This window comes from Paracoccus saliphilus, assembly GCF_028553805.1.
Classification (GTDB): Bacteria; Pseudomonadota; Alphaproteobacteria; order Rhodobacterales; family Rhodobacteraceae; genus Paracoccus; species Paracoccus saliphilus.
Map to the genome: position 1 here is coordinate 2,517,406 of NZ_CP067140.1, position 12,990 is coordinate 2,530,395.

Here is a 12,990-nt window from a genome sequence, read left to right on the forward strand (position 1 = left end):
CGTCCTCAAAGCCTTGCGGTTTTCATATTGAAACGCCGCGCATGCGAAACACAGGCGCGGCGATCATGTTTTGACTACCGGGGCTTATCCCGAAAGCCTATCTCGCAAGCCATCCTCCATCGACATTCAGCACTGCCCCGTTGACGTAATCCGAGGCCGGCGCGGCCAGGAACACCGCCGTCTGCCCAATATCCTCGGGCTTGCCCCAACGCCCCGCCGGGATCCGCTCGAGGATCGATTTCGAGCGGTCGGGATCGGCGCGCAGGGCCTGCGTGTTGTTGGTCTCGATATAGCCCGGCGCGATCGCGTTCACGTTCAGCCCCCGCGCCGCCCATTCATTCGCCATCAGCCTGGTCAGCCCCGCCACCCCATGCTTGCTGGCCGTGTAGGAGGGCACCCGGATGCCGCCCTGGAAACTGAGCAGGGAGGCGATATTGACGATCTTGCCCCGCCCGCGCGGCAAAGCCGCCTTCGCGAAAGCCTGGCAGGTGAAGAACAATGCCTTCAGGTTCACGTCCATGACATCGTCCCAATCGGCCTCGGAGAATTCCACCGCATCCTCGCGCCGAATGATACCGGCATTGTTCACCAGGATATCGATGCGCTCAGCGGCAAAGACATCCCGCGCCGCCATCGGATCAGTGAAATCCAGGCGCATGGTCCGGCCCGAGCCCATCAGCGCCAGCGTCTCGTCGCAATCGCGCCGACCGGCGGCGATCACCTCGGCCCCGGCCTGCGCCATCGCCACCGCAATCGCCTGCCCGATCCCGGTATTCGCGCCGGTCACCAGCGCAACCTGTCCGTCAAGCGAAAAGGCTGTCATCCCTGTTCCTCCAGTCGAATATCCTCTGCCTCGCGCGGCATCACCCGCCGCTCACCCTCCAGCGTCCAGTCACGCGGATCGAGCCTGCGCCCCTCGGCCTCGACCACGCCATCCGGGCGGAACAGGACCTCGCCGTAATCGGCGTCCTTCACCCGGATCGTGCCATCGGGCTCGATAACCGGCATCAGGACGTGCCGGGCGGCAAAGCCCTGCAGCTCGCCCGCATGGCCAAGCCGCATGACCCAGAGCCCGTTCCGGCCCTCCAGCCGCAGCTCATGCCCCGCCGATCCGCCCTGAGTTGACAGCGCCAAGGGGGCGGATGCCGATAGCAGCACCCCGCCCGCACCGGATCGCGCCAGTGCCCGCTTGCCGTCAACCGCCCATTCGTCGAATGATTGCGTCGGAAACCAGGCATGGGTGAAACCGGGCTGCGCGGGATCGCCGTCGAATTTCACCACCGCCAGATCGCGATATTGCTGCACGCGCGGCACGCTGGCCGAGCCGCCCCAGAAGGACGGGCGGCCAAAGCCGGACTGAATGATCTCTCCCGGATGGTTGATCCAGATCTGTGCCGAGGGCTCCCGCCCGATCCGCGCCTGGATCAGCGTTTCCTGATAGCCCCATTCGCCCCAACGATACAGCGCCGCCGAGCCCATGGCCGTCTCACTGGTCTTATAGTGATAGAGCCGCGCGAAACCGTTCTGCCCCTGCTGGAACATCCATTCCTGCGCTTGCGCGTCATCGCTCCAGCAGGCGGTCGCGGTCAGATCCGGCAGGACCAGCCCGTGATCGCGCAGGCAAAGCGCAAGCTGGGCAAGGCAGTTCACATGGGCGCCAAAGCTCCCCTGCCCCCAAAGCAGCCGCGCCATGCCGGTCAGTTCCAGCGTATCGGCGGTGCAGAGCGAATGTTCATAGCTGCGGCCCTGCGCCCCGGTGATCACGCCGTGATGGGCGGAATTGGCGACCACTGTCACCAGCCGCTCGATGGCGCGCCCGGCCCGCTCGCGGATCTCCGGATCATGGGCCAGCGCATGAAGCGCGGTCATCCCCTTCAGGTCGATCGGGAAATAGGTGGCCGAGTTGAATTCGGCCATCTCCGCCGCCTCGAAATGATCGAACCAGGCCATCAGCCGGTCATGGCCGATCCGGCTCTGCTCGGCCCCTGTCCGCCCCGACCGGACAAACCGCGCCTCGGGCAACATGTGACCGGCCAGGTAGGCCGCCGTATGGAACAGCAGCGCGTGGTTTTCCGAGAAATACCACTGCACGTCATTGCCCGGCTCGTCCATCCAGTAGCGGAAATTCAAGGCTGCCGCATCGATCCGCGCCCGCAAGCCGTCAGAGAGGCGGTCAGGATAGGCGATGCGAGTCCAGAGAAGCGGCACCAGCGCGAAATCGGCGCAATCGAAACAGGCCTCGATCCCCGGCAGGGCTGCGGTGATGATCTCATCCGCCCGCGCCAGCGCCAGATCGCCGCCAAGTGCCGCGCAGGCCAGGGCTGTCTCGGTATCGGATTCGGCATTGCGGGCGATCCAGCCTATCGCCTCTTCGATGCGGGCGGCGGGATCGGCGGATGCCGGTCCGATACTGCCGCGATGGCTGATCTCGGCCCCGAGCCGGGTATCCACGGTGAATCCGTCACAGGTCAGCGTAAAATCGAAATAACGGTAATCGGCAGGCAGATCGCCCGAAGGACCGATCCGAACCCGATCCGCGCCCGCAGGAATGTCGATCCGCAGATCCGTATGGTCATGCGACATGAAATGCCCGCTGATCCGGACACCCCCCGAGACGGGTGCCGGAAAGGGCCTGGGCAGGATCAGGTGAATATCCTCGCCATCATAGCGTTTGCGATCCAGATGCATGGCCGCCAAGGCACCCTCGACCTGCGTCACAAAGGCAGGATCAACAGCAAAGCTATGTCCCGCCTCGGCCTCTGGCCCCGAAATCCAGCCCAGGGAGATCCGCAGAACTGCGTCGCGTTCGCATAGATCCTCGAACCAGATCGCCAGTTCGTTTACCCCGGCCACCAGTTCGGCATCGAACTCGACCTCATCCATCGCGTTGCGCGTCGCGGGCGACAGCCATGCCACCGGATCGCCGTTCACATACAGCTTCGCCGCCCCGCAAATGCCCAGCTTCAGCCGCGCGGTGCCCGCCTGCCCGGCATGGATCACGCTGCGCGCCCAGCCCTCGACCCGCGTGGCCCGGAACCAGAATCCCGACAGGTCGAGAAAGGCCGAACCCGTGGGCAGCACATTGCGCGCGCCCATCCAATCCGGCATCGGGCGGGTCGAGGGCTCCTTGCCGCGAACCTCGTCGATATAGGCAGTGCGGCAGGGATAGGTATGCGGAATCCAGTTCTTGTCCTTAGTCAGGAAGAAGGTCGAATCCATCTCGCCTTCCATCGGCGCATCCGCGACGTCATAGGGGCTTTGCCTCAGCGTGGTGACTTGCCAATAGGAGAGCGGGGTTCCGGCGGATAGAGGCATGATCTAGCGCAACTCCGAAATGGCAACGGGAGAGACATCGGTATAGGCTTGGTTCTCGCCCGTCATGCCCCAGACAAAACCATAGGGGCCGGTGCCCGCGCCCATATGGATCGACCATGCCGGTGACAGCACGACATCGCCATCGGCCACGACCAGGTGACGGGTATTGTCCGGGCGGCCCATGAAATGCATCACCCGGTCGCCCTCGGCGAGATCGAAATAGCAATAGGCCTCCATCCGGCGCTCATGCAGATGCGGCGGCATGGTGTTCCAGATCGATCCCGGCGCCGGATCGGTGATCCCCATCAGCAGCAGGCAGGAGGGCGCGACCTCGGGATGGATATACATCGCCAGCGAGCGCTGGTTGGAACGCTCCGCCTCGCCCATCACCAGCACCTTGGATTCCGATTTGCGGATCAGCCGATGCGGGATATCGGCACCAGCCGGAACCGAGTTCATGTAGAACCGCGCCGGCGCATCGGCCGAGTCGCTGCCCAGAACCACCTGCCTGGCCCCGCGCCCGATATAGAGCACATCGCGATTGGCCAATGCGAAACGCTCGCCATCGACCTCGATCCAGCCCGCGCCGCCCAGATTGGCGATCCCCATCTCGCGGGCGGTAAAGAAGAATTCCGTGCCGACATCCTCGCCGTCACCGAATTCCAGCGCCTGTTCCAGCGGCACGGCCCCGCCCACGATCATCCGGTCGAAATGGGTATATGCGAATTCGATCTGGCCCGGCGCGAACAGCCCCTCGACCATGAAATTCGCCCGCAGATCCGTGGTTTTCATGCCGTCGACCTGATCCGGCCCGGCTCCGTATCTTTGCAACATCGGCATAGCCATTTCCTTCATATTCGCCTTGATGATTTGCGCAAACGGATCACACTAGGAAATCTATTGTGCAATATGTAAATTCATTTCATAACCATGCGTCAGATACTCACGAGGTTTGCATGAGACAGAACGGCCGCACGCGGATCACCGACATCGCCAGGAAGCTGGGCGTCTCGACCGCGACGGTGTCACGAGCACTGACCGGCAACGGCTATGTGCGCGAGGCGCTGGCGGCGAAAATTCGCGCCGCCGCGGTCGAGATGAATTACACCCTGCCCGGATCTGTCACCGGGCGGCGTGTCCTGCTTGTCTCGTCGCAAGAGGCGATGATCGATTTCCAGCGCAGTCAGTTCACCATGCATGTGCTGGCCGGGCTACAGGAACGCGCCGATGCGCAGGATATCCGTGTCGATACGCAGATCTATCAAGGCGCGGACGGCCTGCAGAGCCTGCGAGAAACCGCCGAGGCCGAGGATGTGATCGGCGTTCTGCTGGTCACCGTGGATGACGCGATACTCGATTTTGCCCATGAACTGCCCCGCCCCGCCGTCATCGTGAATGGCGACGATCCCGGGATGCGGCTCAGTTCCGTGACGCCCTGCAACCGTTCGGCGGCAGCCCTGGCGACCCGGCACCTGATCGAACTCGGCCATCGCCGGATCGCCTTCATGAACAAGCCGGGACGCCGCACGATCCTGCGCCGCTTTGAGGGCTGGAAGGATGCGCTGGCCGAAGATTTCGACCCCCGCCTGACCATCGAGGTCGAGGACTGGACGGCCGAGGCGGCGCGTCGCAGCGTGACGGAGGCGCTGGAGAACGGGCTCGAATTCACCGCCATCGTCGCTGCCGGGGACATCCTTGCCGCCGGTGCCGTCGCCGCCCTGCAATCGGCGGGCTGGAAGGTGCCGGGAGAAATCTCGGTGCTGGGGATCGACGGGCTGCCGCAGGGGCAATACCTGTCGCCCGCGCTCAGCACGGTGAAGATCCCGATGCATGCAGTCGGCGCCCTGTCGCTCGACCTGCTTTGCGAAACGGTGCGGCTCCGCTCTGCCGGGATCGACCTGCCTGCACGCCGGATCGAACTCGCCTGCGAATTGATCCGGCGCGCCAGTTGCGGCCCCTGCTCCACTTGATCCTGCCCCTCCTGATCCTTTACATCAGGCCGAACAGCCGCGGCAGTCCAAGCGTCAGCGCTGGCACATAGCTGACCAGCATCAGCGACAGGACCAGCACGGCGAGGAAGGGCAAGAGCGGCTTCGCCACCTGCTCGATCCTCAGATTGGCGACCGAGCAGCCGACGAACAACACCGATCCCACAGGCGGCGTCATCGACCCCACGCCGAGATTGAAGATCATCATGATCCCGAGTTGCACCGGATCCATGCCTATCTCGCCCGCGATGGGCAGGAAGATCGGCGTGAAGATCAGCACCGCCGGGGTCAGGTCCATGAAGAAACCGATGACCAGCAGGCTGATATTCATGATCAGCAGCACGATCAGCGGGTTGTCGAAGGTCAGGATCGTTTCGGCGATGATGTCGGGGATTCCCGCGACGGTCATGACATAGGACATGATGCCCGAGGTCGCGATCAGGAACAGGATCGCGCAGGTCATCACTGCCGAAGAGCACAGCACCTCGGCATATTCGCGCCAGCTTGCCATGCGGTAGAACAGCGAGAGCCCGAAACTGTAGAGCACGGCCACCGCCGCTCCCTCGGTCGCGGTAAAGGCACCGATGACGATGCCCCCGATCACCACCACCACCATCATCAGCGACGGTAGCGCACCGATCACGATTTGCATCGCCTCGCTCATGTCGGGCTGCCGCTCGATCCGGTAGCCGCGGCGATGGGCGATCACCCCGGCGACCAGCATCACCGACAGGCCCATCAGGATACCCGGAACGTAGCCGCCGACGAACAGCGCCGAGATCGAGGTGCCGCCCGAGACCAGCGAGAACAGGATCAGCGGCCCGCTTGGCGGGATCAGGATGCCGGTCGGGGCAGAGGCGATATTGACCGCGGCCGAGAAGGCCGGGTCGTAATTCTCTTTCTTCTGCAGCGGCCCCATGGTTCCGCCGACTGCCGCCGCTGCCGCGATGGACGAGCCCGAGATCGAACCGAACAGCATGTTCGCGATGATATTCGTATGCGCCAGCGCCCCGGGCAGCCGCCCGCCGACCAGCTTGGCCAGGTTGATCAGTCGGATCGCGATGCCGCCCTTGTTCATGATGTTGCCGGCAAGGATGAAGAAGGGAATCGCCAGCAGCGTGAAACTGTCGATGCCCGAGAACATCTTCTGCGCGGCCACGAAATAGATCACGTCGGGCGGGAAATAGGCCAGCCCGGTCACGATGGAGGAAACGCCGATGGCAACCGAGATCGGCGTGCCCAGGGCCAGAAGCCCGAAGAACAGGACGAACAGCACGAAAGCGGCGAAACCCGGCTCGAGCATCAGGTCGAGGAAAGCGGTCATCTCACATCGTCTCCTGCGGGTCCGGATCGGTCTGGCCCGTGCCGGTGATCAGCCCGACGATCTCTATCGCCAGAAGCACCACGATCAGGACCGCCGAAATCGGCAGGACCAGGTAGACCAGCCCGATGGGGATCTGCATGATCGGCGAATATTGCTCCATCGCCGAGCTGCTGGCGCGAATGCCGCCGAAGAACATGGTGATGACCGCAAAGCCGATGGTAATCAGCGCATTGACGATGCCCAACAGGCGTCTTGCCCGTGGCGGGCACATGCTGGGCAGCAGTTCCAGCGCCAGGTGCTTGCGCGCCCCAAAGCAATAGGCCGTGCCGAGAAGGGCCGTCCAGATCATCATGAAGCGCAGGGTTTCCTCGGTAAACAATGCCGGGGTGGACAGCACGTAGCGCGTGAATACCTGCCACAGCATCAGCACGACCATGATCGCGAGCAGGCTGGCGATAAGCCCGAGCAGCAGGCGCTCGACAATAGACTTGATACGAAACAACAAGGGTATCCTCCCATGGATATCGGCATATGCCGTCACGGCAGTCCGGCCTTCCCCGGGCATGCGCCGCCGTGGCGCGGAAGATGCAATATGAAAATTAATCGCACAACATGAAATATTATTGCACACTCCTTCGACAATCGCCCTTCCACGACTTCGCGTCAGGTCATTTCCGTGCCCTGGTCGGGCCAATCATGTGAATGCAAAAAATTTACATGTGGAAACTTAAATTCAGATGTTTCATTTCTCGCCCTGACGACCTCGGACCGATCCGGGGAGATGTGGCGGCTCCGACGTGGATGCCACCAGGTAAATGGGGAGGAATAACCATGAATATTCGTCAATTCACGCTCACGCTGACCTCGGTTCTGGCGCTGAGCGCCGCTGCGGCCGAGGCCCGGGTCAATCTGAAACTCGCCAATTCGCTGTCCAAGGATCATCCGACCAGCGTCGCCCTGCAGCAATTCGCAGACGAGGTCGAGGAAAAGACCGATGGCGAAGTGAAGATCCGCCTGTTCCTGAACGGCGTTCTCGGCTCGGAACGCGAAGTGCTGGAGCAGCTTCAGAACAACGCGGTCGATATCACCCGTGTCAGCGCCGCCAATCTGGAAAACTTCAATCCGATCTACAAGGCGTTCAACCTCCCCTACATCTTTAGCGATGAAGACCATTTCTACGAGGTCATGAGCGGCCCCGTCGCCGACGAGGTCTATCAGGCCACCGCGGAAAGCGGCTTTACCGGTCTGACTTTCTTCGACAGCGGCGCGCGCTCTTTCTACACCAAGTCCAAGCCGATCGAGACGCCCGAGGACCTGGCGGGCCAGAAGCTTCGCGTCATCAACTCGAACATCTCTATCCGCATGGTCGAACTGATGGGCGGTACTCCCACGCCGATGCCCTATGGCGAGATCTACACCGCGCTGCAGCAGGGCGTGATCGACGGGGCCGAGAACAATCCCACGGCGCTCACCATCGGCCGTCACGGCGAGGTCGCCAAGTTCTACTCGCAGGACGAGCATCAGCGCATCCCGGATTTCCTGGTTATCTCGAACTCGGCCACCGAAAAGCTGAGCGACGAGCAAATGGCGATCGTCAAGGAGGCCGCCGTTCACGCGACCGAATCCTTCCGCGATCTCTGGACCAAGGCGGTCGAGGATGCCGTGACCGAAGCCGAGGCCGAGGGTGTCACCTTCAACAAGCCCGACCCGGCGCCCTTCCGCGCCAAGGTCGAACCGCTGATCGAGGAATTCAAGGCCGATCCGCAGATCGGACCGCTGCTGACCAAGATCATCGAAAGCCAATAATTTTGCCCGGCCCCGGTCCAAACCCCGGGGCCGCGCGATCCGGACAGGAACCAGATGAACATGCATTTCCCCGCTCGCCGCGCCGAACTTGAACAGGCAATTTCGCAAACCGTTCAGGGCCTGCGCTCATTGCGCCACGAAGGGCAGTTCGACGAGCCGAATCTCGACGGCACCGCCGGCGATTACATCAGCTTCGAATCATGGGAATGGCCACAAGGCGTGGGGCTTTACGGTCTGGCCCAGCTTTGGCTGCAAACCGGCGACGCAACTGCCCGCGCCACGCTGGAGGACTGGTATGCCCGCCAGATCGAACGGGGCCTGCCCCGCCGCAACGTGAATACCACCGCGCCAATGCTGGCGCTGTCGCTTCTGTGGCGCGAAACCCGCGATCCGCGTTGGGAACACCCGCTGCGTGACTGGGCGGATGGCGTTCTGGCGGATATGCCGCGCACGGTCTCGGGCGGGTTCCAGCATGACGTCTCGGACAAGATCAACGAGGGTGAGCTGTGGGACGATACGCTGTTCATGCTGGCGCTGTTCCTGGCCAGCTATGGCCATGCCGCGAACCGGCCCGACCTGGTTGAAGAGGCAGGGTTCCAGTTCCTGATCCACACCCATTACCTGTGCGAGGCGGAAACCGGACTGTGGTTCCACGGATGGACCTTTGACGGCAATCACAATTTCGCCCGTGCGCGTTGGGCGCGGGGCAATTCATGGATATCCGCCGGGGTTCTGGACCTGCTGGAACTGACCGAACTGGACCCGGCGGTCCGGCGCTACCTGACCTGGGTCGTCACCGCCCAATTGCAGGCCCTTCTGGATCACCAGACCGATAGCGGCGCATGGCATACGCTGGTGGACGATCCCTCCTCTTACGAGGAAATCTCGGCCACCGCCGCCATCGGCTATGCCCTGCTCAAGGGGCATCGTCTTGGACTGGGCAATGAGCACTGGAAGACCGGCGGGACGCGGGCATTGCAGGCGGTGCTGCGGCATATCGGCCCCGATGGGGTCGTCGGTCAGGTCTCTTACGGGACACGCATGGGCGAGGATCTGCAATTCTACCGCGACATCCCGATCCAGCCGACCGGTTACGGGCAGTCGATGACCCTGCTTTGCCTGGTCGAGGCGCTGAACCACGTTCCGGCCTGACATGTTCCGGGCAATCGCATCGATAAGGCGGGGCCCGGTCAGCCCTGCCTGCGAAATGTCACGTAATGCGGTATGCGGCCCTCGCGCAGTGCCTTCTGCTCATAACGGGTGCTGATCCAGTCCTCCCAGGGCTCCCCCGTCTCGCGGGTCAGATCGAAGCCCGCCAGCGGCACCTCTTCCAATGTCTGGCGAACGTAATCGGGAATATCGGTCGCCACGCGGAACTCGCCCCCCGGACGCATCACCCGGGCCAGCGGCAAGAGATGTTCCGGCGTCACGAAGCGGCGGCGATGATGACGCGCCTTGGGCCAGGGATCGGGATACATCAGGAAGGCGCGGTCGATACTGGCATCGGGCAGCACATCCATCAGGTCCCGCGCATCGCCCGGATGAACCGAGACATTTTCGACCCCCGCCGCCCGGATCTTGCCCAACAGCATGGCGACGCCGTTGATAAAGGGCTCGCAACCGATGATCCCGATCTCGGGATAGGTTGCGGCCATGTGGACCATATGCTCGCCGCCGCCGAAGCCGACCTCCATCCAGACAGAGCGATCGTCCCCGAAAATCGCCTTGGGATCGATCTGGCTGCGCTCCGGGTTCTCCTGAACGGAAATCCCGCGTGGGCGCAGCTCTCCCAGATCCTCGTTCAGGTATCCCTTCTGGCTCGGGCGAAGGGTCTTGCCGTGACGCCGCCCATAGAAATTGCGGCGCGGCGGGTTCGGATCAAAGGCGGATTTCGACTTGTCACTCATGTTTCGTCATCTCGGCACAGGCAGTATCCGTTACCGGATATAATGCGAAACCTGTTGATCGTCCCCGAACCAGGCTTCGCTTCTTCTTCATGCAAATATCCCACGGGGGTCGCCGGTTGGAGCGCCACGGGTTCGAGAACCAGCCGGCGACGGGGTGTGAACCCCCCGGCTGTCGCGGGACGCAGATCATGAATCTCGCCCTAGTCCGCTGTCAACCGGCTGACAATCACCGTGACCTCGGGCTTTTTGCCGATTTCCTCCATGCTGACCTGGCGGGTAACCTTGCGAATCGCATCGTCCATCTTCTTGTCATCGCGGACAAGCTTGTTGTCGGCGCTTTCCAGGAATTCGGCCAGCTCGGTTTCGATATGGCGGGCCAGATCGTCGCCGCCACGGGTCCGCTCGGGCAGGCCCATCAGCTCGACCCAGGCATCGGGCAGAACGTTATCGTCCTCGTCCACGATCACGCTGACCAGCGCATGCCCGTTCAGGGCCATGCGGATACGGTCGCGCACGATCCCGTCCATCGCACCGATCAGGGTATTGCCGTCAAGATAAAGCCGCCCTGTCTCGACCTGGTCGATCACGCGCGGCGCGTCTCCGGTCAATTCCAGCATGGTGCCATTCGTGGCGATTTCGGCCGCGATTCCCTTGCCGCGGGCGATCTGCACATGTTCGCGCAGATGCAGATGCTCGCCATGCATTGGGATCACGACCTGCGGCTTCAGCAATTCGTGGATCTTCTCGATATCCGGGCGGTTGGCATGACCCGAGACATGGTAAAGCCCGTCCTGATCGTCGAAGACATCCACGCCCATCTCGCTGAGCGCATTCATGATCCGCCCGACCGAGCGTTCATTGCCCGGAATGGTCTTCGAGCTGAACAGGAAGCTGTCTCCCTCTTTCAGCGACAGCCCCAGGTAACGCCCGCGCGAAAGCTGCGCGCTGGCGGCGCGGCGCTCGCCCTGCGAACCGGTGACGATCAGCATCACCTTGTCGCGCGGCATATCCGATGCCTCGTCCGGGCCGATCGTCTCGGGGAAATCACTCAGCACGCCGGTCTCGAAGCCGACCGAGACCATCCGCCGCATCGCCCGCCCCAACAGGCAGACCTTGCGGCCCGATGCGATGGCTGCATCGGCAAGCGTCTTCAACCGGGCGATATTGCTGGCGAAGGTCGTCGCGACGACCATGTTCTTCTGCTCCATCACCCAATCGCGGATCGGGTCGGCCAGAAGCGACTCGGACCGGCCTGGATGGGATGAGAAGACATTGGTCGAATCGCAGGTCAGCACCTTGACCCCCTGCCCTTCGCCAGCGATTTCGCTCCATTTCGCAGGCTCGAAAGGGTCGCCCACGATTGGCGTCTCGTCCAGCTTGAAATCGCCGGTATGCACGATGCGTCCGGCGGGCGTGTCGATGATCAGCGCGGCGCTTTCCGGGATCGAGTGGCTGACCGGCATGAACTGCACCGAGAACGGCCCCTTTTCGATCACCTGCGGGCGCGGATCGACGAATTTCACCGTATCCGCCGGCAACCCCATCTCTTCCAGCTTCAGCCGGCACAGGGTCCCGGTGAACTTGCGCGCATAGACCGGCACTTCAAGCCGCGACCACAGATGCCCGAGCGCACCAAGATGATCCTCGTGGCCATGGGTGATGAAGATCGCCTCCAGCCGGTCGCGGTTTTCCTCCAGCCATGTCAGATCCGGCATGATCAGGTCGATCCCGGGGCTTGAATCCATGTCCCCGAAGGTCACGCCCAGATCCACGAGGATCAGCCGTTCCTTGCCCGGCGCGCCATATCCATAGACATAGGCGTTCATGCCGATTTCGCCCGCGCCGCCTAGCGGCAGATAGATCAGGCGCTCAGCCATTGCCCATCTCCTTGTTGTAATCGTGAATTAATCTTAGTCCGTGCATCGTCAGATCGTCTTCGATTGTGTCGAACAGGTCAAACCCCTGATCGAAGAGCGGCGCAAGCCCCCCCGTCGCAATAACTTTCATCGGCCGGTGACGCTCGGTCCGGATATGCTGGACGATCCCCTCGACCAGCCCGATATATCCCCAGAAAATGCCCGATTGCAGGCAGGCCACCGTATTGGTGCCGATCACCTTGGCGGGCATGGTCACATCGACATGTGGCAGGCTTGCCGCGCCCATATGCAGCGCCTCGAGCGACAGGTTGACGCCGGGAGAGATCACGCCGCCGATATAGGCGCCGTCCTTATCGACCACGTCAAAGGTCGTCGCGGTGCCGAAATCGACCACGATCAGGTCTGGCCCGTGCCGGTCGAATGCGCCGACGGTATTCACCAGCCGGTCGGGACCGACGCTGGTGCCCGCATCCACGCGCGGCGGAACCGGCAACAGGCAATCGGGTTTACCCACGACCAGCGGGCGGGTGTCGAAATAACGGCTGCACAGCACCCGCAGATTGAACACCACGCGCGGCGCGGTCGCACTGATGATGCAGGCATTGATCTCCAGCCCGAATTTCTGCCCCTCGATCAGCGTGGAGAGCCAGACGAAATACTCGTCCGCCGTGCGGCGGTGATCGGTCGAGATGCGCCAATGCGCCAGGAATTTCCGACCGTCCCAAATCGAGAACACGGTATTCGTATTGCCGGTGTCGATGCACAGAAGCATG

11 protein-coding genes are annotated in these 12,990 nt (G+C 62.7%); 3 read left to right on the forward strand and 8 right to left on the reverse strand.

What is annotated here, in order from left to right; translation table 11 throughout:
* Window positions 1-97 precede the first annotated feature (97 nt).
* From kduD to kduI, 3 genes are read right to left on the reverse strand one after another with little or no spacing between them, the layout of a single operon-like run.
* Window positions 98-823: a 2-dehydro-3-deoxy-D-gluconate 5-dehydrogenase KduD gene (gene kduD, locus JHX88_RS12100; protein WP_272848018.1), complete on the reverse strand. Its 726-nt coding sequence runs from the start codon at window positions 821-823 to the stop codon at window positions 98-100.
* Window positions 820-3,315, reverse strand: coding sequence for a carbohydrate-binding protein (locus JHX88_RS12105; protein ID WP_076522991.1), 2,496 nt, complete (start codon window positions 3,313-3,315; stop codon window positions 820-822). The genes kduD and JHX88_RS12105 overlap by 4 nt, the downstream gene beginning before the upstream one ends.
* 3 nt (window positions 3,316-3,318) lie before the next feature.
* On the reverse strand, window positions 3,319-4,155 hold the full coding sequence (kduI, locus tag JHX88_RS12110; protein WP_076522993.1) for a 5-dehydro-4-deoxy-D-glucuronate isomerase: 837 nt from the start codon (window positions 4,153-4,155) through the stop codon (window positions 3,319-3,321).
* A 116-nt stretch (window positions 4,156-4,271) separates the two neighbouring features.
* On the opposite strand from kduI, the gene JHX88_RS12115 reads away from it, so the two are divergent.
* Window positions 4,272-5,285 (forward strand): LacI family DNA-binding transcriptional regulator, encoded by a 1,014-nt coding sequence (locus tag JHX88_RS12115; RefSeq protein ID WP_076522995.1) that lies wholly within the window; start codon window positions 4,272-4,274, stop codon window positions 5,283-5,285.
* A 19-nt stretch (window positions 5,286-5,304) separates the two neighbouring features.
* Here the strand turns inward: JHX88_RS12115 and JHX88_RS12120 are convergent, their stop codons facing one another.
* Together JHX88_RS12120 and JHX88_RS12125 are read right to left on the reverse strand one after the other, a co-directional pair.
* Entirely contained in the window at window positions 5,305-6,627 is a 1,323-nt protein-coding gene (locus JHX88_RS12120) for a TRAP transporter large permease (protein WP_272848019.1), read from the reverse strand.
* A gap of 1 nt (window position 6,628) precedes the next feature.
* Complete coding sequence (locus tag JHX88_RS12125) at window positions 6,629-7,129, reverse strand: TRAP transporter small permease (protein WP_176011387.1); 501 nt, start codon at window positions 7,127-7,129, stop codon at window positions 6,629-6,631.
* A gap of 329 nt (window positions 7,130-7,458) precedes the next feature.
* Here JHX88_RS12125 and JHX88_RS12130 point away from each other — a divergent pair, with 329 nt between their 5' ends.
* Window positions 7,459-8,433, forward strand: coding sequence for a TRAP transporter substrate-binding protein (locus JHX88_RS12130; protein WP_076522999.1), 975 nt, complete (start codon window positions 7,459-7,461; stop codon window positions 8,431-8,433).
* Between the two features lie 54 nt (window positions 8,434-8,487).
* Window positions 8,488-9,585 (forward strand): beta-galactosidase BglB, encoded by a 1,098-nt coding sequence (bglB, locus tag JHX88_RS12135; protein WP_076523001.1) that lies wholly within the window; start codon window positions 8,488-8,490, stop codon window positions 9,583-9,585.
* A 38-nt stretch (window positions 9,586-9,623) separates the two neighbouring features.
* Here the strand turns inward: bglB and trmB are convergent, their stop codons facing one another.
* The 3 genes from trmB to JHX88_RS12150 all read right to left on the reverse strand — a co-directional run bounded on the left by trmB (window position 9,624) and on the right by JHX88_RS12150 (window position 12,989).
* A complete protein-coding gene (gene trmB, locus JHX88_RS12140; RefSeq protein ID WP_076523003.1) occupies window positions 9,624-10,340 on the reverse strand; it encodes a tRNA (guanine(46)-N(7))-methyltransferase TrmB in 717 nt (238 codons plus the stop codon).
* Window positions 10,341-10,540: 200 nt separating this feature from the next.
* Window positions 10,541-12,217, reverse strand: a complete 1,677-nt coding sequence (locus tag JHX88_RS12145) for a ribonuclease J (RefSeq protein ID WP_076523005.1) — start codon at window positions 12,215-12,217, stop codon at window positions 10,541-10,543.
* The gene (locus tag JHX88_RS12150; protein ID WP_076523007.1) at window positions 12,210-12,989 is read right to left on the reverse strand and encodes a type III pantothenate kinase; all 780 of its coding nucleotides are present in this window, start codon (window positions 12,987-12,989) and stop codon (window positions 12,210-12,212) included. Before JHX88_RS12150 ends, JHX88_RS12145 begins: the two co-directional genes overlap by 8 nt.
* Between the last annotated feature and the right edge of the window lies 1 nt (window position 12,990).